This window comes from Mucilaginibacter agri (assembly GCF_009928685.1).
In the GTDB taxonomy this organism is placed as follows: Bacteria; Bacteroidota; Bacteroidia; order Sphingobacteriales; family Sphingobacteriaceae; genus Mucilaginibacter; species Mucilaginibacter agri.
Genome location: NZ_WWEO01000044.1, coordinates 55,265 through 80,114, shown reverse-complemented (window position 1 = coordinate 80,114; position 24,850 = coordinate 55,265). Strand labels below are relative to the sequence as shown.

16 protein-coding genes are annotated in these 24,850 nt (G+C 42.3%); 9 read left to right on the top strand and 7 right to left on the bottom strand.

Going from position 1 to position 24,850, the window contains the following annotated elements; translation table 11 throughout:
• Nucleotide 1: 1 nt before the first annotated feature.
• Nucleotides 2–1,039, bottom strand: a complete 1,038-nt coding sequence (locus tag GSY63_RS16750; RefSeq protein WP_166586988.1) for a LacI family DNA-binding transcriptional regulator — start codon at nt 1,037–1,039, stop codon at nt 2–4.
• A 112-nt stretch (nt 1,040–1,151) separates the two neighbouring features.
• On the opposite strand from GSY63_RS16750, the gene GSY63_RS16745 reads away from it, so the two are divergent.
• From GSY63_RS16745 to GSY63_RS16735, 3 genes are all read left to right on the top strand, one after another.
• Nucleotides 1,152–2,633, top strand: coding sequence for a xylulokinase (locus GSY63_RS16745; protein ID WP_166586987.1), 1,482 nt, complete (start codon nt 1,152–1,154; stop codon nt 2,631–2,633).
• Nucleotides 2,634–2,675: 42 nt separating this feature from the next.
• On the top strand, nt 2,676–4,007 hold the full coding sequence (gene xylA, locus GSY63_RS16740) for a xylose isomerase (RefSeq protein ID WP_166586986.1): 1,332 nt from the start codon (nt 2,676–2,678) through the stop codon (nt 4,005–4,007).
• Between the two features lie 64 nt (nt 4,008–4,071).
• A complete protein-coding gene (locus GSY63_RS16735; RefSeq protein ID WP_166586985.1) occupies nt 4,072–5,742 on the top strand; it encodes a sodium/sugar symporter in 1,671 nt (556 codons plus the stop codon).
• A gap of 169 nt (nt 5,743–5,911) precedes the next feature.
• Here GSY63_RS16735 and GSY63_RS16730 read toward each other — a convergent pair whose 3' ends face one another.
• Together GSY63_RS16730 and GSY63_RS16725 are read right to left on the bottom strand one after the other, a co-directional pair.
• Nucleotides 5,912–6,658, bottom strand: coding sequence for an SDR family NAD(P)-dependent oxidoreductase (locus tag GSY63_RS16730; RefSeq protein WP_166586984.1), 747 nt, complete (start codon nt 6,656–6,658; stop codon nt 5,912–5,914).
• 17 nt (nt 6,659–6,675) lie between these two features.
• Entirely contained in the window at nt 6,676–7,707 is a 1,032-nt protein-coding gene (locus GSY63_RS16725; RefSeq protein WP_166586983.1) for a LacI family DNA-binding transcriptional regulator, read from the bottom strand.
• 226 nt (nt 7,708–7,933) lie between these two features.
• On the opposite strand from GSY63_RS16725, the gene uxuA reads away from it, so the two are divergent.
• Both uxuA and GSY63_RS16715 read left to right on the top strand, forming a co-directional pair.
• Complete coding sequence (gene uxuA / locus GSY63_RS16720) at nt 7,934–9,127, top strand: mannonate dehydratase (protein ID WP_166586982.1); 1,194 nt, start codon at nt 7,934–7,936, stop codon at nt 9,125–9,127.
• 87 nt (nt 9,128–9,214) lie between these two features.
• Nucleotides 9,215–10,291, top strand: coding sequence for a glycoside hydrolase family 43 protein (locus GSY63_RS16715; protein ID WP_166586981.1), 1,077 nt, complete (start codon nt 9,215–9,217; stop codon nt 10,289–10,291).
• Nucleotides 10,292–10,344: 53 nt separating this feature from the next.
• On the opposite strand, the gene GSY63_RS16710 is transcribed toward GSY63_RS16715, so the two are convergent.
• Nucleotides 10,345–13,260 carry a sensor histidine kinase gene (locus GSY63_RS16710; protein WP_166586980.1) on the bottom strand — a complete coding sequence of 972 codons (2,916 nt, stop codon included), beginning with the start codon at nt 13,258–13,260 and terminating at the stop codon, nt 10,345–10,347.
• 346 nt (nt 13,261–13,606) lie between these two features.
• Between GSY63_RS16710 and GSY63_RS16705 the strand changes: the two genes are divergently transcribed.
• Entirely contained in the window at nt 13,607–16,570 is a 2,964-nt protein-coding gene (locus GSY63_RS16705) for a glycoside hydrolase family 3 N-terminal domain-containing protein (RefSeq protein WP_166586979.1), read from the top strand.
• A 26-nt stretch (nt 16,571–16,596) separates the two neighbouring features.
• Here the strand turns inward: GSY63_RS16705 and GSY63_RS16700 are convergent, their stop codons facing one another.
• On the bottom strand, nt 16,597–17,340 hold the full coding sequence (locus GSY63_RS16700) for a DeoR/GlpR family DNA-binding transcription regulator (RefSeq protein ID WP_166586978.1): 744 nt from the start codon (nt 17,338–17,340) through the stop codon (nt 16,597–16,599).
• A gap of 297 nt (nt 17,341–17,637) precedes the next feature.
• Between GSY63_RS16700 and GSY63_RS16695 the strand changes: the two genes are divergently transcribed.
• The 3 genes from GSY63_RS16695 to uxaC all read left to right on the top strand — a co-directional run bounded on the left by GSY63_RS16695 (nt 17,638) and on the right by uxaC (nt 21,638).
• Nucleotides 17,638–18,879: a C40 family peptidase gene (locus tag GSY63_RS16695; RefSeq protein ID WP_166586977.1), complete on the top strand. Its 1,242-nt coding sequence runs from the start codon at nt 17,638–17,640 to the stop codon at nt 18,877–18,879.
• Nucleotides 18,879–20,000, top strand: a complete 1,122-nt coding sequence (locus tag GSY63_RS16690; RefSeq protein WP_166586976.1) for a dipeptide epimerase — start codon at nt 18,879–18,881, stop codon at nt 19,998–20,000. Before GSY63_RS16695 ends, GSY63_RS16690 begins: the two co-directional genes overlap by 1 nt.
• Nucleotides 20,001–20,231: 231 nt before the next feature.
• Nucleotides 20,232–21,638 (top strand): glucuronate isomerase, encoded by a 1,407-nt coding sequence (gene uxaC / locus GSY63_RS16685; RefSeq protein ID WP_166586975.1) that lies wholly within the window; start codon nt 20,232–20,234, stop codon nt 21,636–21,638.
• A 33-nt stretch (nt 21,639–21,671) separates the two neighbouring features.
• Here the strand turns inward: uxaC and GSY63_RS16680 are convergent, their stop codons facing one another.
• Both GSY63_RS16680 and GSY63_RS16675 read right to left on the bottom strand, forming a co-directional pair.
• Nucleotides 21,672–23,324, bottom strand: a complete 1,653-nt coding sequence (locus tag GSY63_RS16680) for a UxaA family hydrolase (RefSeq protein WP_166586974.1) — start codon at nt 23,322–23,324, stop codon at nt 21,672–21,674.
• A 4-nt stretch (nt 23,325–23,328) separates the two neighbouring features.
• Entirely contained in the window at nt 23,329–24,834 is a 1,506-nt protein-coding gene (locus tag GSY63_RS16675; RefSeq protein WP_166586973.1) for a tagaturonate reductase, read from the bottom strand.
• Nucleotides 24,835–24,850: the final 16 nt, after the last annotated feature.

The window sequence follows — 24,850 nt, the reverse complement described above, 5'->3', positions numbered from 1 at the left end:
GTTAGTCTTTTTTTAATTTTTGAGTTGATGTACGCATGATTACTTTGGGCTTAATGCTAATAATTTTCGGAACAACAATGGTGTCATTATTCTCCATTTCCTGAAAATATAAATTAGCCACCGTTTTGCCCATATAAAAACTAAACTGATCTATGGTCGTAATAGACGGACTTGTTAATTCAGTAAAGTCTTCGTTAGAGTAACCACAGATACCCAGTTGAGAAGGTACTTTAAAGTTCATGGCGGTAGCTACCTCCAATACGCCAAGTGCAGAGAAATCGGAGGTAGATGCAAAAATAGCATCGGGTGGTTGTTTAAGGCCCAATAATTTGCGTGTGGCTTTGGCACCGAGTTCTTTAGTCCATGCGTTTTCGATGATCAGTTCATCAATCACAGGCATGTTGTTTTTAGCCAAGGCGTTCAAATAGCCAGTTTTACGCTGACGGAAAATAGCCAGGTTTTGCGGCCCTTCCAGCAGTGCTATGCGTTTGTAGCCTTGTTCAATGATTTGGTTAACAGCTTCAAATGAGGCTTGTTCATTGTCATTAATTACTTTAAGCGTTTCCAGTTCTTCAACCACGCGGTCAAATTGTATCAGTTGTATGCCGTGGTCGAGTACGTTTTGCAAATGCTTGTAATTTTTGCTGTCGACAGAAACCGAGATTACAATACAATCAACATGTTGGTTGATGAGTGTATTGATAGATTGAACTTCTTTTTCATAAGATTCGTTCGATTGGCAGATAATGAGGTTGTAACCTTGCTTATAAGTTGCATCCTCAATACCTGCAATAACATTGGCGAAAAAGTTTTGATTAATACGAGGAACAACAACCCCAATGGTTTTAGACTGGCCTTTACGCAGATTAGATGCAAGCGTATTGCGCTTATAATTAAGCTCTTCGGCAGTTTTTAAGATCAGCTTTTTCGTCGTCTCATTAACATAATTACTGTTATTAAGTGCACGCGATACGGATGATGGGGTGACATTAAGCTTTTCGGCAATGTCATAAATTGTGGTTCGTTTTTTCGGTTTCATACTCGGTTAAACAAAAATGCAAAAATAAATTTCAACAATCGATTGCATATTCAAAAAATAATTTAATTTCGTTGGTTGCTAGTGCAATTTAAAACCAGGTATACACCAAATTATGTTACTATTAGGAATCGATATCGGGACTTCGTCTGTTAAAGTTTCAGTTGTTGATGCGGCTACACAAAAAGCCGTTGCCAGCGCTCAATATCCCGATACAGAATCGCCAATTAAATCACTCCATTCTGGATGGGCAGAGCAGTCGCCCAACATGTGGTGGGAGCAGGCTCAACAGGCTATTGCGCTATGCAATCAAAGTGGCAAGTATAATCCTTTGGATATATCGGCCATCGGCATCGGCTACCAGATGCACGGCCTGGTATTGGTCGACAAAGACCAGCAATTATTGCGCGATAGCATTATCTGGTGCGATAGTCGTGCTGTGGAGATTGGCAATAAAGCGTTCGAGGCTATAGGTGAAGAGCATTGTTTATCACACCTGCTTAACTCACCCGGAAATTTTACAGCCTCTAAACTCGCCTGGGTCAAAGAAAATGAGCCCGAAATTTATAATAAGATAGATAAGATCATGCTACCCGGTGATTTTATTGCCATGAAGCTAACCGGGAGTATCACCAGTTCGGTATCTTCTTTATCAGAAGGGGTGTTTTTTGATTTTATCAACGGAACGTTGTCTGAGGATGTAATCAACTATTTTGGTTTTAGTAAAGATCTATTTCCCGAGATATTACCTGTTTTTTCTGTACATGGCGAGGTAACAGCTGCTGTTGCAACTCAACTCAAATTAAAAGCAGGTATCCCGGTTACTTACAAAGCCGGCGACCAGCCTAATAATGCGCTTTCACTAAATGTACTTCAACCGGGAGAGGTTGCAGCTACGGCAGGTACTTCGGGTGTAATCTATGGCGTAAGCGATGAACTTACTTACGACAAGCAATCCCGTGTAAACACTTTTGCGCATGTAAACTATGCTGACGAACAAAAGCGCCTGGGAGTGTTGCTTTGCATTAATGGTACCGGTAGCCTTAATCGTTGGGCTAAAAACCTTTTCGGTTCGTCAATTAGCTATAAGCAAATGAATGATATGGCCCAATCCATTCCATCTGGAAGCGAGGGGTTACGTATCCTTCCTTTTGGCAACGGTGCAGAGCGGATGCTTAACAATAAGCTGGTAGGGGTACATTTCCACCATATCGATCTAAATCTGCATACACAAGCCCATGTATTCAGGGCGATACAAGAGGGGATAGCCTGTGCCTTCAGATACGGGCTGGACATTATGCGTGAGAACGGAATGTCGCCATCGATCATCAGGGCAGGGAAAGCCAATCTTTTCTTGAGCGATGTTTTTGCGCAAAGCTTTGTAAATGTTACAGGCGTACCTGTTGAACTTTATGAGAACGATGGTAGCGTAGGTGCTGCACTTGGTGCGGGTATCGGTTCAGGCGTTTATCAAACCCCAGCTGAAGCCTTTAAAAACATGAAACCTGTGCAGCTAATTCAGCCTTCGGGTGATAGCCTGGAACAGGTATACCAGGAGTGGAAATCGTTGCTGGAAAGACAATTGGAAATATTATAACAGTCAGATAATAAAATAAATAAGAACTCAAATTTTAATAGCATGTCAAATATTATAACAGGAGAAAAGGAATTTTTTAAAGGGATTGGAGCCATTGGTTACGAAGGGCCACAGAGTGATAATCCGCTTGCTTACAGATGGTATGATGCCAACAAAGTTGTAGCCGGAAAAACCATGCAGGAGCATCTTCGCTTCGCAGTTGCCTACTGGCATTCGTTTGTTGGTAATGGTGCCGATCCGTTTGGCGAGCCAACACACGTTCATCCCTGGGATGCTAAAGCTGATGCTGTTGAACGTGCCAAAGATAAAATGGACGCAGCGTTTGAGTTCATCACCAAATTAGGCTTAACTTATTATTGCTTCCACGATGTGGATGTGGTTGACTATACTAATGATATCAACGAAAATGAGCGTCGCTTAAACGCAATGGTAGAATATGCGAAGCAAAAACAAGCCGCAAGCGGCGTTAAATTGCTTTGGGGTACTGCCAATCTGTTCTCTCATCACCGTTATATGAACGGAGCTTCTACTAATCCCGATTTTCACGTGCTTGCCCATGGCGGCGCACAGGTTAAAGCAGCGTTAGATGCAACAATTGCATTAGGTGGCGAAAATTATGTGTTCTGGGGTGGTCGCGAAGGCTATATGTCATTGTTAAACACCAACCTGAAACGCGAGCAGGAGCATTTAGCTAAATTCTTACATACTGCTAAAGATTACGCCCGCAAGCAAGGCTTTAAAGGTACTTTCTTTATCGAACCGAAACCTTGCGAACCAACTAAACACCAGTATGATTATGATGCTGCTACGGTATTAGGTTTCTTACAGAAATACGATCTGATGAACGACTTCAAACTAAACCTGGAAGTAAACCACGCTACGCTTGCCGGTCATACTTTTCAGCATGAGTTACAGGTTGCTGCCGATGCAGGTTTGTTGGGTTCAATAGACGCCAACCGCGGCGATATGCAAAATGGTTGGGATACAGATCAATTCCCTAACAATATTGCGGAAGTGGCAGAGTATATGCTGATTATTTTAGAAGCTGGTGGTTTCCAGGGTGGTGGTATCAATTTCGATGCTAAGATTCGTCGTAACTCCACAGATCAGGCTGATCTTTTCTACTCGCATATCGGTGGTATCGATGTATTTGCACGCGCTTTAGTTATTGCAGATAACATCTTGCAGAAATCAGATTACAAAAAGATCAGAACCGACAGGTATGCTTCTTTCGACAGCGGAAAAGGTAAAGAATTTGAAGAAGGTAAATTGTCTTTAGAAGATCTGCGCAACTACGCTGCCGAAAACGGTGAACCAAAAGTAGTTAGTGGAAAACAAGAGTATCTCGAAAATTTGATTAATCGGTTTATATAATTATAATTGTCAGGCAGACAACTTAAATCTGTTAAACCAAGCCAAATTAAAACCTAATTAATAAATGAGAAGACTATCCACCGGCGATTACGTCGTATTTTTTGTGTACTTCATTATCGTATCAGCCTACGGTTTTTGGGTGTACAAACGCAAGCACAATGCTGATGCAACTTCTAAAGACTACTTTTTGGCCGAAGGGTCGTTAACCTGGTGGGCCATAGGCGCATCGCTAATCGCGTCGAATATCTCAGCCGAGCAAATGATCGGTATGAGTGGTTCGGGCTTTAAGATGGGATTAGCCATAGCAACTTACGAATGGATGGCTGCAGCTACCCTGATTATTGTGGCGGTATTTTTTATTCCTGTTTACCTTAAGAATAAGATTTTTACCATGCCGCAATTCTTGTCGCAGCGCTATAACGGCACTGTGGCTATGATTATGGCCATCTTTTGGTTGTTACTATACATTGTGGTTAACCTTACTTCAATTCTGTATCTGGGGGCGCTTGCCGTAAACTCTATATCGGGTATTCCTTTCCAGGCGTGTATATGGGGGTTAGCAATTTTCGCTGTAATTATTACGCTTGGTGGTATGAAAGTAATTGGTTTTACAGACGTAATCCAGGTTTTCTTTCTGATACTAGGCGGTTTAGTAACAACTTATATCGCGCTTAACCTGGTGGCTTCGCACTTTGGACAGCATGGCGTGCTTAATGGCTTTAACCTAATGATGAGCCAGGCCAACGATCACTTCCACATGATACTAAAAAAGGACAACCCAAGCTATATGGACCTTCCGGGTTTAACCGTGCTAATTGGCGGTATGTGGATTGTAAACCTTAACTATTGGGGTTGTAACCAGTACATTACGCAACGTGCCTTGGGTGCTAACTTAAAAACGGCCCGTGGAGGCTTGCTTTTCGCGGCTTGCTTAAAAATGTTAATGCCTGTAATTGTGGTGTTACCGGGTATTGCGGCCTACGTGCTTTACAAGCAAGATCTGTTTCATCAAGATCTGATACAAGGCGGCGAGGTTAACCCCGACAGGGCATATCCCGTATTGCTTAACTTATTGCCTGCCGGTTTAAAAGGTTTATCATTTGCGGCTTTAACGGCTGCCGTTGTTGCATCGCTGGCGGGTAAAGCAAATAGTATCGCTACTATTTTTACGCTCGACGTTTACAAGAAAGCTATTAACCCCGAAGCAACGGATATAAGCCTGGTACGCACCGGCAAGATAGCTGTTGTAATAGCTATGATATTAGGTATTGTTATTTCTCCATTTTTAGGTATCGATAAAAAAGGTGGTTTCCAATATATTCAGGAGTATACAGGCTTCGTATCTCCGGGTATTTTTGCCATGTTCTTGCTGGGTTTCTTCTGGAAACGCACTACATCAACAGCTGCTGTATTCAGCGCGGTAGGTGGGTTTATCCTTTCGGTATTCTTTAAGTTTTTACCAACAATTGCCAACCTTGCATGGCTGGCACCAATGGGTTTCTCTAAAAAGAGCGATGCAGGTGTTTACGAAATTCCATTCCTCGATCGTATGGGTTTTGTATTCCTCATCTGCGTGGTTGGTATGGTGATCATATCATGGGTAGAAAACGCACGTGGCGATAAAGCAAACGGACTGGAGATTGACGCCTCAATGTTTAAAACATCACGCGCTTTTACAGCCGGTGCGCTGATTGTATGCGGCGTAATTGTAGCGCTATATTCAATCTTCTGGTAGAAAATGCGCTCCGCGCATAATTTGACAATTGGTTAATTTGTTGATTTGTCAATGAAAATAAAAAGCCGCTATCTTTAAGATAGCGGCTTTTTTTGTGCTCTATATTTGAAAGAATGGACTTATTGACAAATCGACAAATTAACTCATCAACAAATTATACTCCGCCAAACTAGAATCCCACGGAGTTTCCCCCGTCAATAGGTAATACTACACCGGTAACGTATTTGGCTGCGTCTGATGCCAGGTATAGCACCGCTTCGGCCACATCTTCGGGATTACCCAGTTTGCCCATCGGTGTGCGGGACAGCACTTTTTGTTTGCGTGCAGGATCGTTATCCAATGCCTTTGCCGACATGTCTGTTGCAATAAATCCAGGTGCCACACAATTAACGCGGATGCCTTGTGGCGATAATTCGGTAGCCATAGCTCTCGTCATACCTTCAATGGCCGATTTTGTGGCCGTGTAGGCAATTACATATGGTATGCCGTATTGCGATGCCATAGAGCTTATGTTGACGATAGAGCCGCTTCCTACAGTTGTCATTTGTTTTACAACTTCGCGGCTGAGCACAAATACCGAGGTGAGGTTAGTCTGTATAATAGATTGAAAATCCTGATCGCTAACTTCGACAAAAGGCTTTTTCATATTGATGCCGGCGTTGTTAACCAAAATATCCGGCACCCCAAAATCATTTACAATGCCATTAACCAGGCCGGGAATGAGAGAGAGATTACTAAGGTCACAGACTTTATAAACGCAGAGAGAACCTAGCTTGGTTGCCGCATCCTGAAGTTTCTTTTCGTCGCGACCGATGATTATTGTTTTGATACCATTGTTTACAAATGTGGTTGCGGTTGCCAATCCTAAGCCCGAAGCGCCGCCCGTAACAATAGCTATTTTGGTGTTTGAGTTCATTAATTTATTAGTAGAAATTATGTTATGCGTGTGGATGATTCGCGCACAATCAGTTCTGAGCGCAATATCACCCCGTGTGCAGGATGAAATTCGTTTTTATTGACCAGCCTGTCTATCACCAATTTGGCGGCTACTTCGCCCATCTCGTAGCCTTTGTAGTTTACCGTTGTAAGATTAGGCTCGATAACGCAAGTCATCGGGTCATTGTTGAAACCGGCAACGGCAATATCATGGGGGATATTGATACCTGCTTTAATTAGTGTTTGCATACAGCTAACCGCACAGCTGTCATTTGCTACAAAAATGCCATCGGGCTTGTTGGGCATATCCAGTATTTGTTGCGCAGCTTGTATGCCGGCTTCGCGGCTCAAATCGTTTATGATAACCAGGCTTTCGTCAAATTTAATGGCGTTATCTTCTAAAGCTTTTTTATAACCCGCTAACCTATCGGCATATACGTTACGTAACTGGCTGGCTGTAATATGCATTACGCGTTTACAGCCTTGCTTAATTAAATGGGAGGTGACCTCATAAGCAGCTTTTTGATTATCAATATAAATCTGCGGACAAGAGTCGCTTTCAAATACCCTGTCGAAAAATATTACTGGTACTTGTCTTTTTATAAAAGGATCGAAATGATCAATGTTAGTAGTGTCATAAGCCAAAGAAACCAACAGGCCATCTACGCGGTTTACAAGCATAGCATTGGCATTAGCTATCTCCTTAGTCATCGTCTCTAACGATTGGCTAATGAAAAGGTTGTAATTGTTGTTATTAAGCACCTTTTCGATACCTGCAATTACATCGGCCATGAAATTGCTGTTCAGCCGTGGCACAATTAAACCAATGATATTGCTGCTTTTTTTGCGAAGATTGCTGGCAAATGAATTGGAAAGATAGCCCATCTCCTCAGCCGTTTTTACAATGAGCTTTTTGGTGTTTTTATTAACCCGTGGATGATCTTTTAACGCCCTGCTAACGGTCGCGGCAGAGATATTAAGTTTATCAGCTATATCGTATATGGTTACGTCTTTTTCGCCCTTGCTCATAAATCGGTTTTATAATGCTTTTTGAATAATCAAGAGCAATTTAGAAAGTTTAACAATCTGCCACGTAATTCATACATCATAATATCATTCCTTAGCGTGTTATTATATCACGTGAAACTAAAATAATTTCAGTACTAATTTATAAAATAATACAATCGATTGCGCAAATTTATATTTTTGATTTTATTAAATCTAAAAAGCCAACGATAACAGCTAATTGATAAATATGATACCCGATTTAGAGCAAACATTCCGATGGTTCGGCCCGTCAGATCCCGTAACCTTACAGGCTATTAAACAGACCGGCGCAACCGGAATAGTTTCTGCCTTGCACCATATCCCAAGCGGGGAAGTTTGGAGTAAAGAGGAGATCGATATCCGCAAGAACGTGATTGAAAATGCAGGCTTCAACTGGGCGGTTGTCGAAAGCGTTAATATCCACGAGAGCATTAAATTGGGTAAGCCCGATCGCGATAAATACATCGAAAATTATATAGAAACGCTGAAAAACTTATCAGAGGCAGGTATCAATACCATATGTTACAATTTCATGCCTGTGTTGGATTGGACGCGTACGCATCTAGACTATCGCTTGCCCAGTGATGCATCTGCGTTACGTTACGAGGCCATTGCTGTAGCTGCATTTGATCTGTATATATTAGAACGGGAAGCAGCCTTCAATGAGTTTACTAAACAACAACAGGCTGAAGCCAAAAGCTATCTCGATAGCCTGACTAAAACTGAAATTGAGTTATTAACCAATACAGTATTAGCCGGGTTGCCTGGGACAGATGAGGTGTTTACCATCCCTGAATTTAAAGAATACCTTAATAAGTATAAAAACACTGACAGCGAAGCATTAAAGGAAAATCTCTTCTACTTTCTACGCGCCATTATTCCGTCGGCAGAAAAGTTAGGTGTGAAGATGTGCATCCATCCTGATGATCCGCCATTCCCGATACTGGGTTTGCCAAGAGTAGCATCGACAGAACAAGACTTGGCGGCTATTGTAAATGCTTGTCCTTCTGTAGCAAATGGCATTACATTATGCACGGGTTCGTTAGGCGCACGGGCTGATAACAACATACCGGGCATAATATCCAGGTTAGGAGAGCACATCCACTTTTTGCATTTAAGAAACGTTCAACGCGAGGCTAGCGGCAGCTTTTTTGAAGCCGAACATTTAGATGGAAGCACAGATATATTTGCTGTAATGAAGGCTATAATAGAGGAACAATTAAAAAGAGAAAAGTTGGGCAGAGGGAATGTTGCTATTCCGATGCGTCCCGATCATGGGCATAAGATATTGGATGATTTTAACTACAATACGTATCCAGGTTATTCGGTAATAGGCAGGCTAAAAGGTTTGGCCGAATTACGGGGATTGGAAATGGGTATTAAAAGATCATTGGATGAATAAAATTCATTTATAGACATTGTTAAATAGTGAAAAAGGTTTATATATTTACAATCGATTGCATATCTCAAATGCATAAAAAATAAACCAATGATAAAACCAATTATCGAAACCAAACGAGTATGGCTTTTGCTTTTGTACGGGCTATCTGCAGGCTTAACTAATGCACAACAAGCGTCGAAAGCTACATACCTTTCGCAGCCTTTGATCAAATCCATTTACACGGCCGATCCTTCTGCCCATGTGTTTAATGGTAAGATCTACATCTATCCATCGCATGATATTGATGCCGGTATCGCCGAAAACGACAATGGCGATCATTTTGCCATGCGCGATTATCACATCCTTTCGATGGACAAGATCGATGGTCCGGTTACAGATCACGGCGTGGGTCTCGATATCAAAAACATTCCCTGGGCGGGCCGGCAACTGTGGGCGCCAGATGCCGCTTATAAAAATGGAACTTATTACTTGTACTTTCCGGTGAAGGATAAGAACGACGTGTTTAGGATAGGGGTGGCTACCTCTAAAAATCCCGCGGGGCCATTTAAGGCTCAACCTCAACCCATACCCGGCAGTTTTAGCATAGATCCTGCCGTGTTTACAGACACCGATGGCAGCACGTATATGTATTTTGGCGGTATATGGGGTGGCCAGTTGCAACGCTGGGCTACTGGTAAGTACGAGGCCAACGGGTCAAAAACAGATTTGATGCATGATGATGAGCCGGCCTTAAGCTGCAAGGTGGTTAAGCTAAAAGGCAACATGCTGGAGTTTGACGGTAAAGTAAAAGATGTTGTTATTGTTGATGATGTCCATAAGCCCTTATTAACTAAAGATCATAACAGAAGATTTTTTGAGGGATCATGGATGCATAAATATAAGGGCAAGTATTACTTTACTTATTCCACCGGCGATACTCATTTCTTGGCCTACGCAGTTGGCAATAACCCATGGGGGCCATTTGTATACAAAGGCACCTTTATGAAGCCAGTTGAAGGTTGGACAACCCACCATTCTATTGTTGAATTTAAGGGTAAATGGTATATTTTTTATCATGACACTCAACTATCGGGAAAAACGCACCTGAGAAATATTAAGGTTACTGAGCTGCATCATAATGCTGATGGTAGCATTCAGATTATTGATCCCTCTGGTAGCAAATAAAGGATCCTGAACATAAAGAGAAAAGGCCACCGATTTTCGGTGGCCTTTTCTCTTTAATTTAATGGCAATGTAAAATGGAACGTTGATCCGACGTCTATTTCACTGTTCACCCACAACCTTCCATTATGGCGGGTTACTATTTCGCAGGCGAGGTATAAACCTATGCCTAAGCCGGATATAGTGGGATTGAGATCTTCTACCCGATAAAACCTTGAGAATATCTGGCCTATTTTGTTTTCGGGTATACCTAATCCAAAATCTTTTACATCAACCTGCACCTCGTGGGCTGTACACGTTAAGGATAGTTCAATGGTGTTTGCACCCGGGGAATATTTAATGGCATTGGTAAGTAAATTCAAAAGAACCTGTTCAATGCGTTGGCTGTCAGCATTAACTATGCAGTTTTCTACAGTTGTATTGAGTGTAATCTGATAATTTTCGTTAGAATGTTGAATAAGTTCTATTACATCATTTAAAAGCTCTTTAAGGTCAAATTTCTGGATATTAAGTTGTAGTTGGCCGGCTTCAATCTTAGAAATATCCAGCAGGTCATTAACCAGCGTGGTCAGTTTTTGAACCTGTTGCAATGTCTTATCGACAAACCGCTGTTGCTTATCATCCATTTTTAAGCGGCTTAAAATTTGTAAATAGCCGTTAATGCTGGTAAGCGGTGTTTTTAATTCGTGACTTGCAAGGCCGATGAATTCGTCTTTTTTATCATTAAGTAATTTAACCTGCTCATATAATTTGGCATTGTCGATACCGATCGCCGATTGCGCGGCTATTGAAACCACGAGGCTCTCGTGTTCTTTAGTGAATTTTCCAGGTTCCGGGTGTCCAAAAAATAGTCCTCCAATAACTGTTCCCGATCTTGATACAACCGGAACCGCCAAATAGCTAACCACTGGTAGGTGGCCTTTAGGCATGCCGAAATGTGGGCTGCTTTTGCCGTATCGGGAATCTTTGGTAATGTCGTCTACCCTTACAACGCCCTGTCCAGAAAATGTTGGATGAAAAACAGCCGTATTACGTGGCATACCGAATTTTTCGAACATTTCTTTTGGTGCCCCCGAAAGCGTATACAGCAGAAACGATTCGCCCTTCTCATCAATATTATTATAAAAGAAAGCGCCAAACTGCGCCCCGGTAAGTTCTGTAGTTGCGTCTGTTATTTTCTGTAATATCTTGTTTAGGTCCAGCTCCTCAGAAATTGTTTCTACCATGAGGTTCATGATCTCCAAACGTTCAGTGTAACGCCGGGCGGTTTCCTGGGCTGCCCACTGTGCGCTTATGTCGCGCGCAATCTTAGATGCTCCGATAACTTTGCCCGTTTCGTCTGTAATTGGCGATACCGAAATGGAAAGGGGAATTTCATGGCCATCTTTTGCAATACGGATGGTTTCGAAATGGTCTATTTTATTCCCGCTTGCTATTTGGCTAATAATAAAATCTTCTTCTTTTAACCTCGACGGCGGAATAATTAAAGAGATATGTTTACCTATAATTTCGGCTTCTGTATAGCCAAACATCCGTTCTGCAGCAATGTTCCAGCTTGTAATAATGCCTTGCAGCGTTTTACTCACTATGGTGTCGTCGGAAGTGCTTACAATAGCCGCCAGCCTTGCCTGCTTTTCTGCACTTTCCATCAGGCGAATCTGATCCAGTTTTTGGTCGGTAATATCCAGAACCGATCCGATAAAGCGTATCGGTTTATCATATTCATCAAAATACACTTTGCCTTTCGCTCTTATCCATCGCACCTTTTGATCTTCGGCCCCAACGGTGCGATATTCTACATCGTAATCACCATTGCTAATAGATTTAATGAACGATTTATTAATAACATCCAGAATGCGATCCCGATCTTCGGGGTGAAGTCCCAACACAAAGTCTTTTTCGTACGTAACCTTATCATTGTGGTTTATGCCAAAAAGCACGCGACAGCGGGCATCCCATTCTAAATTTCCGCTTTCGAGGTCCATATCAAAAGTGCCCAACATGGCGGCTTCTTTAGATAATCTTACCTGTTCATAGGTTTGCTCGAGTTGAGCGCGGTTGCGCTTTAATTCCTTTGCGGCCTTGCGTTCTTCAGAAATGTCCTGTAAAATACCACTAAATTTAATGGGTTGTTTGTCTTGGTTAAATAGCGCTTTGCCTTTTGCCCTAACATAGCGCGGTATTAAGGTTTGGGGATTTATAATAGCATACTCGATATCATAACTGCCACCCGATTCATACGTTAACGCTTTCGAAATGGCGCTTAGCACGCGCTGGCGATCGCTCGCTTCAATTAAGTCTGTAGCTTCCGATAATTCTATCTCCTTGTCGGCTGCAATGCCAAACCAATTTTTTAAACGGGTATTACCTACAAACCTGTTAGTCACGGGATCAAGGTCCCAGGTGCCCAATTCGGCAGATTCTATAGCAAACTCAAGCTCATTTTTTGCGTTATTTACTTCCTTGTAAGCCTGTAACTGCGCGGTAGTTTCGGCGCATGTTACCAAAACGCCTTCAATTAGCCCATCTTCGTTTGTTAATCCGCTGTAGCTAAAAGTCCAGTAAACCTCTTCCAATTTGTTGTCGCGGTAAACGGGTATCAATTGATCCTCGCTCCAGGTAGATTCGCCTCCCGACATTACACGGTCTATGAGGGGTTTAATTATTGGCCATACTTCTGGCCAACCGTCTTCCCCGCGCTGACCGAGTGCAATTGGATGTTTGCCGTTTCTTTCGAGATAGGGTTTAAATGCATCGTTGTAAAATAAAATCAAATCTGGCCCCCACCAAATCAGCATGGGGAACTTTGATTTTAATATAATGCTTAACGTATTTTTTAAGATTTGCGGCCAGGTTTCAAGTGCCCCAAGCTTGGTTTCTGCCCAATTATAATTGCGAATGAGTTCGCCCAACTCACCGCCTCTTTGTAAGAAATAGGGAATAGAAATATGAGTACTTACTTGAGAGGGCATGTTAATTGTGGGTCATAGTTAGATTGATCAACGGTAAAATCTCCAGGCTGTCATTATTTACAGCACATAGCATAACGCAAAATATCATATACTTGTTTGGTATGCACAATATATAACGTAATAGCCAAATTGTTACATGGAATGTTAAAATGAATATCGTTCAGTTTTGGCGCAGAGGCGCACATTATTACAAGTTGGTTTTGCGTTTTTGTGCATGTTTTCTAAATCCAATTTGTGATCCTGAGATAAAATTACGTCCTTTAAGCAATTGATAAGATATCAGCGGTGCGTTTTTGTGCGTGTTGTTGATTGTTTGTTTAATAATAACTAAACTCATAAATCCTTTATGTCTAATACAACTTTCCGGTTGGTGTTATTATCTGCATTGTGCATTTCAACAACCCTAAAGGCGCAAACAATTAAACGGGATTCGGCTCTTGCAAATCAATGGGTCGAAAAGTCATACAAAAAACTTTCACGCAGGCAAAAAATAGCCCAGTTAATGGTGCTGCGCCTTTCAGAAAAACGCGGAAAAGATGTGGTGTTCTTCGATAAGGAAGTAGGGGAATACATTAAAAAATATAAGGTAGGATCTGTCTGCCTGTTTCAGGGTAATTCTATTGATCAGGCCAAGGTGTTAAATAATCTGCAGTCGGAATCAAAGCTGCCTTTGTTGGTGTGCATAGATGGCGAAACCGGGTTAGGTATGCGCTTTGGCGATGTAACACCATTTCCAGATCAGCTTACTATAGGTGCTACCGGCGATGCTGATATTGCCTACCAGATTGGCAAAGCCATTGGTTTGCAATGTAAAAGGGCAGGTATACAAGTTAACTACGCCCCGGTTGTAGATATTAACAATAACCCTAATAACCCGGTAATAAATTTCCGTTCGTTCGGTGAGGATAAATATAAGGTGGCCTTGTACGGTACCCGTATTATGAAAGGTATGCAGGATGAAGGCATTATGGCTTGCGCCAAGCACTTCCCTGGTCATGGTGATGTTGCGGTAGATTCGCATCTCGACCTGCCGGTTATCAACAAATCTTTAGATCAACTGGATTCGTTGGAACTATATCCGTTCAAAGCCATGATCAAAGAGAACGTAGGCAGTATGATGGTGGCTCACCTGTACATCCCTGCAATTGATACCACACATAATCAGGCAACTTCGTTATCTAAAAATAATGTTACCGGCCTGTTGCGCGATCAGCTGAAATTTAGCGGTATTACCTTTACCGATGCGCTGGAGATGAAAGGTGTAGCTAAATTTTACCCACAAGGCGAGGCTGCGGTACAATCGCTGATTGCAGGTAACGATATGCTTTGTTTACCAGGCGATGTAAAGGGCAGTATCAAAAAGGTTCGTAAAGCTATCCGCCACGATAAATTGAGTTGGGATGATATTAACGAAAAGGTAAAGAAGGTTTTATTAGCCAAGTATAATCTAGGGTTAGATACTTTAAAGCAAATAGATACGCTAAACATCCACCAAGATCTCAATGCCGATGTCAGCCGTTTAAAGCAACTGACTTATGAAAAGGCTATCACGCTTGTCCGCCAGGACGAAGCGACGGTGTTGCCGCTAAAAAGTAATGCTAAGATTGCCTATGTTGGTGTGGGCTTAGAAAAGGATAATCACTTCGCCAACCTGTTACGCGAGCAATATAATGCCGATTGTTACTATTTCTCATACAAAGATGATAGCTTAAAAGCAGCAACGATATTACAAAACCTAAAAGCCAATTACGACGCCGTTGTAATCGGTATGCACAAATACACTAAATATCCGGCTAGGAATTTTGGCGTCAGCAACGCTGCTGTTGAACTGATGCATCAGATTGAGCAGCAGAAAAATACTATTACCCTTGCATTTGGCAACCCTTATGCCATCAAAAACATCAGCGAGGCTAAAAATATTGTGGCTTGCTATGAAGACGATAGTCTGATGCACAATGTTGCTGCGCAATTATTAGCGGGCAAACTAACAGCTAAAGGCAAACTGCCGGTTACCGTTACAGATAAGCTTCCATACGGCACGGGCATCCTGACTAATTATTACTTCCCGATAGTAAAAGCTGCAGAGGCGGGACTGGATAGCAATGCACTTGCAAAAATCGATACCATTGCTGACAATGCTATTCAAAAAGGCGCAACTCCGGGTTGTGTAGTGCTTGTAGCCAAAAATGGTAAGGTTGGTTTTTATAAGGCTTATGGCCATATGTCGTACGACGGCAAAGAGGCTGTAACCACGCAATCTGTTTACGATTTGGCTTCGGTAACTAAAATTAGCGCTACCAATGTGTCGGTAATGAAACTTTATGAGGAAGGTAAACTAGATATTAACAAAACCGTGGGCGATTACCTGCCATGGTTAAAAGGATCTGATAAAGCCCATCTGAAATTATTTGATGTACTGTTGCATCAGGCTGGGTTGGTATCGTTTATACCTTTCTACAAAGAAACGATTGACGCCCAGGGCAAGCCGAAACCAGGCTTCTATCATACCGAGCCAGATCAATTGTATTCTATTCGTGTTGCAGCCAATATGTACATGCGTAATGATTGGATAGATACCATGAAAAGTCGCATCAGAACCAGCAAACTTGGTGCGCCGAACAAATACGTGTATAGCGACAACGACTTTATTTTGCTGGGTAAAATAGTGGAGCAAGTTACAGGTATGCCTTTAAACGATTATGTGCGTAAAACTTTTTACCTGCCATTGGGCATGATAAGCACCACATTTAAGCCTTTGGAGCACGAGCCAATTAATACAATTGCGCCCACCGAGAATGAGAAATTTTTCCGTCTGCAACAAATGAGGGGCGACGTGCACGATCCGGGCGCGGCGATGTTTGGCGGAGTTGCGGGCCATGCCGGTTTGTATAGCAATGCTTATGATTTGGCGCAGTTGTATCAATTGCTATTAAATGGTGGTGAGCTGAATGGCGTTAGACTCTTAAAGAAAGAAACTATCGATTACTTCACCGCTTATCATAGCGATATCAGTAGGAGGGGTTTAGGTTTCGATAAGCCTGAAAAAAATAATGCTACACTAAAATCTCCGTACCCGTCGCTAAGTGTATCGCCTCAAACATTTGGGCACACCGGCTTTACCGGGATAGGGGTGTGGGCCGATCCGAAATATAACCTGTTATACATTTTTATGTCTAACAGGGTAAACCCTGATGGTGGCGACAATAATAAACTGAGTTCATTAAATGTGCGCAGCGATATTCAGGAAGTAATTTATAAAGCTATGCTTGGCGAAGAGAAATCTAAGCCAACGGGTACCGTAAGTAAGTAGCAAGAAAAAACAGTAATAGTGCTTTATTAAAGCACTATTACTGTTTTAACATATCTTTTCAGGGTTTCGCTATCTGGCGCGGCATCGGTTATCAGGTAATCAATAGCATTTAAATTGCAGATCTGCATTTTCTGAACAGAATCAAGCTTTTCGTCGATGCTTAAAATGGCTGTTTTATTAGCCGATTTGATCATCGCTTTCTTTACCTGTACTACTTCCCAATCAGAGTCGGTAATGCCATGGGTGAGGGACAGGCCATTAGTCCCCATAAAACATAGGTCAGCCCTGATCTCCGATAGTTGGCTTATTACCTGCGAGCCAGTAACTACATGTGAGTTTGAAGCTAGCTGACCAGCCAATAAGTTAACGTTGATATTGGGATGCTCTACCAATTCTAACCCAACCAGAGGACTAATGGTAAATATAGTGCAATGCAAATTTTCGGGGAACAAGCGGGCAAGCTCTATCATGGTAGTGCCTCCACCTACTAAAAGCACCATGCCGTCTTCAATTAGCCCGGTTGCTTTGCGGGCTATTTCTTTTTTACCATCCTTATTATAAACATCTCTGCCCGAAAACGGGTAATGGAATGATTTAGAAAGCGCGCCGCCATAAACCTTTACAATTTTTCCCGATTCCGAAAGTTCATTGAGGTCTCGTCGTATCGTATCTTCAGAAACATTAAGCTGTACGCTAAGGTCTGTAGATAGTACTTTGTTATGGATATTGATTTGACTTATAATGTATTGTTGTCTTTCTTCTTTAAGCATCAGGATCGTAAAAGGTATAAATTTATGTAAAAAATGAATATGCGCTATTTATTTGTAAAATGCCTGTAACAGTTATAAAACATGCGTTGAAATTTAGATTAAAATATATATTTGTGCATGTTGTTGCGTTTTTTAAATTTGATAATGCAAAATAGCGCTATTGAATTTAATAACAAAATGATAAAGCAATTGCTATATAAAAAACAGCAGTTGTTTTAAGAATAAAGGTGCAGGATTAATTTTTGTAAATTCATAAGCACACTTTACCCGCTACAATATTATATACGAAGCCCAACTATGAACAGATACTTAAAAGGAGCATTATTAGCAGGCTTGCTTAGCAGTTCGCTTGATACATTTGCTTTTCAGACAGATAGCGTTGATATTAAAAATGCGCTTCGCGTTTTTAATGAGGTTAAAGTTAAATATGCCCCCGATAAACGTACTGAAGTTGCCAACGTACAAATAAGTGGTGCGTCTCCGCTAACTGTTGCTATAGAGACAACTAAACCTGCTTTAGTTGCTGATGTTAAAGCGGCTTTAATGCAAGCCTCCATAAGTGCGGTTGTTACTGCAGATACATTACCTGCCAAAGCCTTAAACGGGAAGCTTTACGCCATTGCTAACCTGTCAGTTTGTAATAACCGTGTTATGCCTGGTAATGCAGCCGAAATGGTAACCCAGATATTGTTGGGTACACCGGTAATGGTATTAAAAAAGCAAAGCGGTTACTATTTAGTGCGTAGCCCGGATAATTATATTTCGTGGGTTGATGGCGGTGGATTAACCTTGATGGATAAAACTGAGTTCGAGGCCTGGCAAAAGACGCCTAAAGTAATTTACACCGCACAATATGGCCATGCATTTGATCAGCCTTCGGATAAAGGATTGCCGGTATCTGATTTGGTTGCGGGCGATATTTTGCAAGTGGCCGGTAAGGAAAAGGGGTTTCTAAAAGTTATTTATCCCGATCAGCGCGTAGGCTATATTAAAAAAGACGAAGCGGCTGATTTTACAAAATGGCTGGCAATTCCAAATCCAGATGCGGACAAGATTTTAACTACGGCCAAAACGCTTATCGGTGTTCCTTACCTGTGGGGTGGCACATCCATCAAAGGTGTAGATTGCAGCGGTTTTACTAAATCCTGCTATTTCTTAAATGGGGTTATTATTCCTCGCGATGCTTCTCAACAAGCACTTGTTGGTGATTCGGTAGATATTTATGAAGGCAATACGGATAGCATCAGCATAGATAAATGTCTGAAAAACCTGCAGCCAGGCGATCTGCTTTTCTTTTCGTCGGGCATGAAACAGGGTAAACTTGCCAAAATTACGCACACGGCCATTTATATGGGCGATGGCCAGTTTATACAATCTGCCGGAATGGTCAAAATTAACAGCCTGAAACAAGATGCGCCAAATTTTGATCAATACCGTCTTGATCGCCTAGTGAAAGCGCGTCGTATGCTCAATTCAATTGGCAAACCGGAAATTATCAAAGTAAGTAATCATTCATTTTATACCGAAAATACCCTTTAATGAATAACAGAAGAGATTTTATAAAAACCACTGCGCTTGCAGCTGGATTGGCCGCTGTTGTCCAGCAGCCCGCTTTTGCAGCAATTGGTAGAAGCGCTGGAAAAGGATTGAAACTGCGCTTTAGGCCTTATACACTGCAATTGAAACACGCATTTACGCTTTCTACAAGTTCGCGCACAACAACTCCGGTTGTGCTTACCGAAATTGAGTATGAAGGAGTAATTGGTTATGGCGAGGCTTCAATGCCACCTTATTTGGGCGAATCGCACGAAACAGTGTTAGCCTTTTTGAAGAAAGTTGACTTGTCTGGTTTTAACGATCCGTTTGAGCTGGAAGACATATTAGCTTATGTAGACAGCATAGACCTGAATAACAGGGCAGCCAAAGCATCAGTTGATATTGCCCTGCACGATTTGGTAGGTAAGCTGATGAAACAACCATGGTATAAAATATGGGGCTTTGATCCTTCAAAAACGCCCAATACATCTTATACTATTGGCATAGATACACCAGAAGTTATCAGGCAAAAAGTTAAAGAAGCAGATCCGTATAAGATATTGAAGGTGAAGCTTGGTCGTGATACAGATAAACTGATGATTACTACCATTCGCGAGGTAACTGATAAGCCTATTTGTGTTGATGTTAACCAAGGCTGGACTGATAAGCAAATGGCGCTTGACATGGCGCATTGGTTAAAGGAAAAAGGCATTGTATTTATAGAGCAGCCCATGCCTAAAGAGCGGGTAGATGATAACGCCTGGCTTACGCAAAACAGTCCGCTGCCTACCATGGGCGATGAAGCTGTTCAGCGTTTGGACGATGTTTTAAAAGCGCATCACGTTTACAGCGGTATTAACATTAAGTTGATGAAATCAACAGGTATGCGTGAGGCGCATAAAATGTTGACGCTTGCCAAAGCCTTAAAAATGAAGGTGATGATAGGTTGCATGACCGAAACTTCGTGCGCAGTTTCTGCGGCCGCTCAGCTAGCACCAATGGCTGACTGGGCCGATTTGGACGGCGCCTTGCTGATTAGCAACGATGTATACAAAGGCATGCAGGTTGTTGATGGTAAAGTTACGCTAAGCCAGCAACCGGGTATAGGTGTGCAAAAGATCTAGGGTTTGATTTAGTTGAATATAAAAGTGGGAAGGGGTAGCTGATTAGCTGCCCTTTTTTGTTGTCAATGCTACCTTGCAGTTCAATTTTACAACTTGCAGTTATACCCCCTTTTGCCGGAAACGATTGCGTAGATTATTGGCTTACATCTTTTGGTAAACCGTTATTGCCGCGTTACTTTTACAACAGGTGGGGCCGAAATATGACGTTTTGTCTCCCTGTTTAAGTATATTATGAAAAGCTTTTTAGATCAAAATTTCCTGCTGCAGAACAAAACTGCAGAACTGTTATACCACGATTATGCGGCGGCAATGCCAATAATAGATTACCATTGTCATCTGGATCCGATGACGATTGCAAATAATGTTAATTTCGGTAATCTCACGGACGTGTGGCTTCGCGGCGACCATTATAAATGGCGTGCAATGCGCACTAACGGCGTATCTGAAGACTATATTACAGGTGACCGATCTGATTGGGAGAAATTTAAAAGCTGGGCGGACACTGTGCCCTATACCTTACGAAACCCGCTATATCACTGGACGCATCTCGAACTGCAACGCTACTTCGACATTAACGAAATACTATCGCCTCAAACTGCACAAAGCATATATGAGCAGTGCAATGCAAAGTTGCAGTCGCCTGAATATACGGTGCAAAATATGATCTCTAAAATGAACGTGAAGGTGATCTGCACCACTGATGACCCGATCGACGATCTTAAGTACCATAAAGCTATAAGAAACAGTGGTTGGGATGTGAAAGTATATCCGGCGTTTAGACCAGATAAGGCGATGGCGGCCGAAGATGTATCTTCATTGAACCTTTATATTAATAAAGTTGAGGAAGTAACAGGTATCCAAATTTCGACTTACAAAGACTATCTGATTGCTTTGGAAGCAAGGCATGATTACTTCGCCCAGCATGGATGTTGCGTATCAGACCACGGCTTGGAGCAAATTTATGCGGAAGACTATACGGAGCAGGAGGTGAGCAGTATCTTCGATAAAATACGTGCAGGTAAAAGTTTGCAGCATGATGAGGTGCTGAAATTTAAATCGGCTTTGCTTTATGAATTTGCCATTTGGGACCATGATAAGCAGTGGGTACAACAATACCATTTGGGAGCACTCAGAAACAACAATTCGCGGGCATATAGACTATCGGGACCAGATACTGGTTGGGATTCGATAGGAGACTTTAAACAGGCGCAATCAATTGCTAAGTTTATGAACAAGCTCGACAGTACGGATCAACTAGCTAAAACTATACTCTATAATCTGAACCCTGCAGATAATGAGTTGATGGCTACTATGGTTGGTAATTACAACGACGGATCTGTAGCCGGTAAAATACAATTCGGGTCGGCCTGGTGGTTTTTGGATCAAAAGGATGGTATGATCAGGCAATTAAATGCGCTATCGTCAATGGGTTTATTGAGCCGTCTGGTAGGTATGCTTACCGACTCGAGAAGCTTTCTATCTTACCCGCGTCACGAATATTTCAGAAGGATACTATGCAATATGCTGGGAGAAGATATCGAAAATGGCGAGTTGCCGAACGACATTGAATGGACCGGCAAAATAATCAAAGACATTTGTTACTATAACGCTCAATCCTATTTTAATTTTAAAGTTTAGGCCGTACGGCCTAAACTTTGTTTTTTACCCCATTTATAAGGAAACCCCGCGTTTCCATGGAATAAAGTCGTCTTGGCCGTGTTTAACGGCGCTTATTTCTATCTCACCGCTGGCTACCTTAATTACATAATCAAGTATGCGCTCGCCGGCTTGTTCAATGGTTTCGTCGCCTTCAATAATGCTGCCGGTGTTAATGTCGATAATATCGTTCATGCGGTTATAAAGCTTGGTATTGCTGGCTATTTTAATAACAGGGGCAATGGGATTGCCGGTGGGTGTTCCCAAACCAGTAGTGAAAAGCACGATGTTTGCCCCGGAACCAACTTCTGCTGTGGTTGATTCTACATCGTTACCCGGTGTACAAAGCAGGTTTAGTCCTGGCCTGCTTACCTTTTCGGGATAATCCAATACATCCACAACAGGGGAAGTTCCGCCTTTCTTTGCGGCGCCAGCCGATTTAATGGCATCAGTTATTAAACCATCCTTAATGTTTCCCGGCGAGGGGTTCATATCGAAGCCGGAGCCGGCTTCCTCTGCTCGCTGGCTATAGGTGCGTATTAAGCTCGTAAAACGTTTTGCATCTTCGGAGTCGATACAACGGTCAATAATATTCTGCTCTACACCACAAAGTTCCGGGAACTCTGACAATATCACCGAGCCACCCAAACTCACCAACAAATCTGAGGTATACCCAATGGCTGGATTAGCCGATATACCCGAAAACCCATCAGAGCCACCACATTCTAAACCGATGGTTAATTTGTTTAGTGGTGCGGGTTTGCGTGTATTTTGGTTGGCCTGCATTAAGCCGGCAAGTGTCTGCCTGATCGCAGTATCTAGCAGGTCGGCCTCTGTGCCCGTCTTCTGCTGATCGAGAATGTACAGAGGCTTTTTAAAATCAGGGTCACGTTTTTTTATTTCTTCCTCTAGAATGCTGACTTGCGCATTTTGGCAACCCAAACTTAAAACAGTGGCACCCGCCACGTTAGGGTGGGTGATGTAACCAGCTAACAACCCGCAAAGCGTAACAGAATCTTGCCGTATACCGCCGCAGCCACCGCTATGATTTAAAAATTTAATGCCATCCACGTTTGGGAAAAGCCTTGCATTACCTGCAACAGTGTTCTCTGGCTCAATTTCGGTGAATAACACTTCATCAATGCTGCCACCTGCTTTAATTTTATTGATCAGGTTCTGGGCCTTTAGTTCGTAGCTTTTTTTACGACCGTATCCCAAAGGTTTTACCAGGGCTTCCTGTAGCACTTCTACGTTTCGGTTCTCACAAAATACCATCGGAATAATCAACCAGTAATTGGCCGTTCCAACGCTGCCGTCCGCTCGGTGAAAGCCGTTGAATGTTCTATCGGCAAATTTGCTGCTGTCGGGTTGCTTCCAGCTGTATTGATGCCCCTCGGACATAAAGCTATTGGCTGCATGCTTTACATTACCTGTGGTTAGCAAGCCGCCTGCAGCAATTTGGTGCTGGGCTTTGCCTACCAAAACGCCATACATGATAATATCGGCGCCAGTGGCAAGCGTATCAATGGCAAACTTATGTTTAGCCGGTATAAATTCAGAAGGCTTGTATGTGGTACCTTCGTAAGTTACTTCTTCACCTGGTTTAAGGTCTGTTAATGCAACCAGCACATTATCTGCCGGGTGTACCTTTAAAATCCATTGTCTCATCACATTATCCTTTAATCTCTTCTTCTAATACTTGTAAAGCACCTGCCTCTTGTATCGCTTCCAATTTCTGCACTATGGCCTCTTTAAAGCCTTTTAAGCGGGTGAGGTCTGTTCCCCAAAGTGTTATGTCTTTCAAAATCTTGTTTACTACTACTTTTAAACTGGTATTGCTCCATGCTTTTTGAAATATAGCTGCATTACTATCGGTAATGGTGTAGTCATTTCCGTTAATATTACCAACAAAGACATCTTTGTCTGGCGAAGTTGTTTTCATAAACCTGATGAATGCCGCAAATCCTGTTGCAAAATGTTCCGGCACGGTATCATGCTTTTCATAGTGGTTAAGCAATAAAGGCAGCACCCGCATTTTTATCTTCGAGGAATATTGAGCCGAAATACTGATCCATTGATGTTCGATATTAGGGTTCTTAAACCGGTCGATCACACTATTGATAAAACCGGTTTTAAGTTCATCTTTAATGTTATGCGGAATGGCTGGGGCTATTTCGCTTATCATCAACTGCCTAAGCCATGTTGAAAATGTCTTGTTACTCATAGCCTCCTTAACTGTCGTAAATCCCGACAGGAAAGCCAAAGCACATGACAGGGTATGCGTACCATTAAGCAGGCGCAACTTCAGCTCGCGGTAGATCTCGATATTGGGCGTAACAATAACGCCGCTGTGGACTTCGCTGAAGGAGAGGATTGATTTTACCTTTTCGTTACCTTCAATAGCCCATAAACAATAAGGCTCTGTTACCGTGCGCAGGCTATCTTCATAACCAGATTGCTGATCGAAATCTGCAATTTGATTAACCAGGGGTTTACCCGGCACGATGCGATCTACCAGCGAATTGCAGAAGCTATTGCAGCTTTCCAGCCAGTCCATAAACGCAGGTTCGAGATTGTTGAGGTGCGCCAGCTCTAATACTATTGATTCTAACTTTTTACCGTTATCCACAATTAGTTCGGTTGGGATAATCACCAGTCCGCTTTTAGGGCTGGCGCCAAAAGCTTTATAGCGCTCATACAACAATGCCAATAACTTACCCGGGAATGATACCGGAGGGTGGCGTGTGATATCATCCTGCACCAGTTGAATGCCTACTTCGGTAGTGTTGGAGATAATAACCTGCAGGTGCGGGTTATGGGCAGCCTTTAAAATGCTCTCCCAATCTTTTGTGGCACTAAGCACCCGGCTTATAGATGAGTTGACGATTTGCTCATCAATCTCCTTCCCATTCTCAATTCCTTTAATGTATAAAGTGTATAAACCATCCTGCCTGTCGAAATCAGAAGTAGAACCTGCGTCTGTTGATTTCACAACAGCAATGCGTCCGTTAAAAATTCCTTCGCGGTTAGCCTTGTCGATAAAATAATCCGGTAAGCCTCTTAAAAGTACACCTGTGCCAAATTGTAAAACCTTTTCGGGCAGATCAAACACTTCTTCATCGGGCACCACCAGATTAGGGACATCAATTTTTTTAAGATTAAATCGGGTTAAGATCATAAGTTTCAATAATGTT

Bases quoted from the DNA above. Each gene is read 5' to 3' on its own strand.
- GSY63_RS16750 (WP_166586988.1), bottom strand. From the start codon at position 1,039: ATGAAACCGAAAAAACGAACCACAATTTATGACATTGCCGAAAAGCTT.
- GSY63_RS16745 (WP_166586987.1), top strand. From the start codon at position 1,152: ATGTTACTATTAGGAATCGATATCGGGACTTCGTCTGTTAAAGTTTCA.
- xylA (WP_166586986.1), top strand. From the start codon at position 2,676: ATGTCAAATATTATAACAGGAGAAAAGGAATTTTTTAAAGGGATTGGA.
- GSY63_RS16735 (WP_166586985.1), top strand. From the start codon at position 4,072: ATGAGAAGACTATCCACCGGCGATTACGTCGTATTTTTTGTGTACTTC.
- GSY63_RS16730 (WP_166586984.1), bottom strand. From the start codon at position 6,658: ATGAACTCAAACACCAAAATAGCTATTGTTACGGGCGGCGCTTCGGGC.
- GSY63_RS16725 (WP_166586983.1), bottom strand. From the start codon at position 7,707: ATGAGCAAGGGCGAAAAAGACGTAACCATATACGATATAGCTGATAAA.
- uxuA (WP_166586982.1), top strand. From the start codon at position 7,934: ATGATACCCGATTTAGAGCAAACATTCCGATGGTTCGGCCCGTCAGAT.
- GSY63_RS16715 (WP_166586981.1), top strand. From the start codon at position 9,215: ATGATAAAACCAATTATCGAAACCAAACGAGTATGGCTTTTGCTTTTG.
- GSY63_RS16710 (WP_166586980.1), bottom strand. From the start codon at position 13,260: ATGCCCTCTCAAGTAAGTACTCATATTTCTATTCCCTATTTCTTACAA.
- GSY63_RS16705 (WP_166586979.1), top strand. From the start codon at position 13,607: ATGTCTAATACAACTTTCCGGTTGGTGTTATTATCTGCATTGTGCATT.
- GSY63_RS16700 (WP_166586978.1), bottom strand. From the start codon at position 17,340: ATGCTTAAAGAAGAAAGACAACAATACATTATAAGTCAAATCAATATC.
- GSY63_RS16695 (WP_166586977.1), top strand. From the start codon at position 17,638: ATGAACAGATACTTAAAAGGAGCATTATTAGCAGGCTTGCTTAGCAGT.
- GSY63_RS16690 (WP_166586976.1), top strand. From the start codon at position 18,879: ATGAATAACAGAAGAGATTTTATAAAAACCACTGCGCTTGCAGCTGGA.
- uxaC (WP_166586975.1), top strand. From the start codon at position 20,232: ATGAAAAGCTTTTTAGATCAAAATTTCCTGCTGCAGAACAAAACTGCA.
- GSY63_RS16680 (WP_166586974.1), bottom strand. From the start codon at position 23,324: ATGAGACAATGGATTTTAAAGGTACACCCGGCAGATAATGTGCTGGTT.
- GSY63_RS16675 (WP_166586973.1), bottom strand. From the start codon at position 24,834: ATGATCTTAACCCGATTTAATCTTAAAAAAATTGATGTCCCTAATCTG.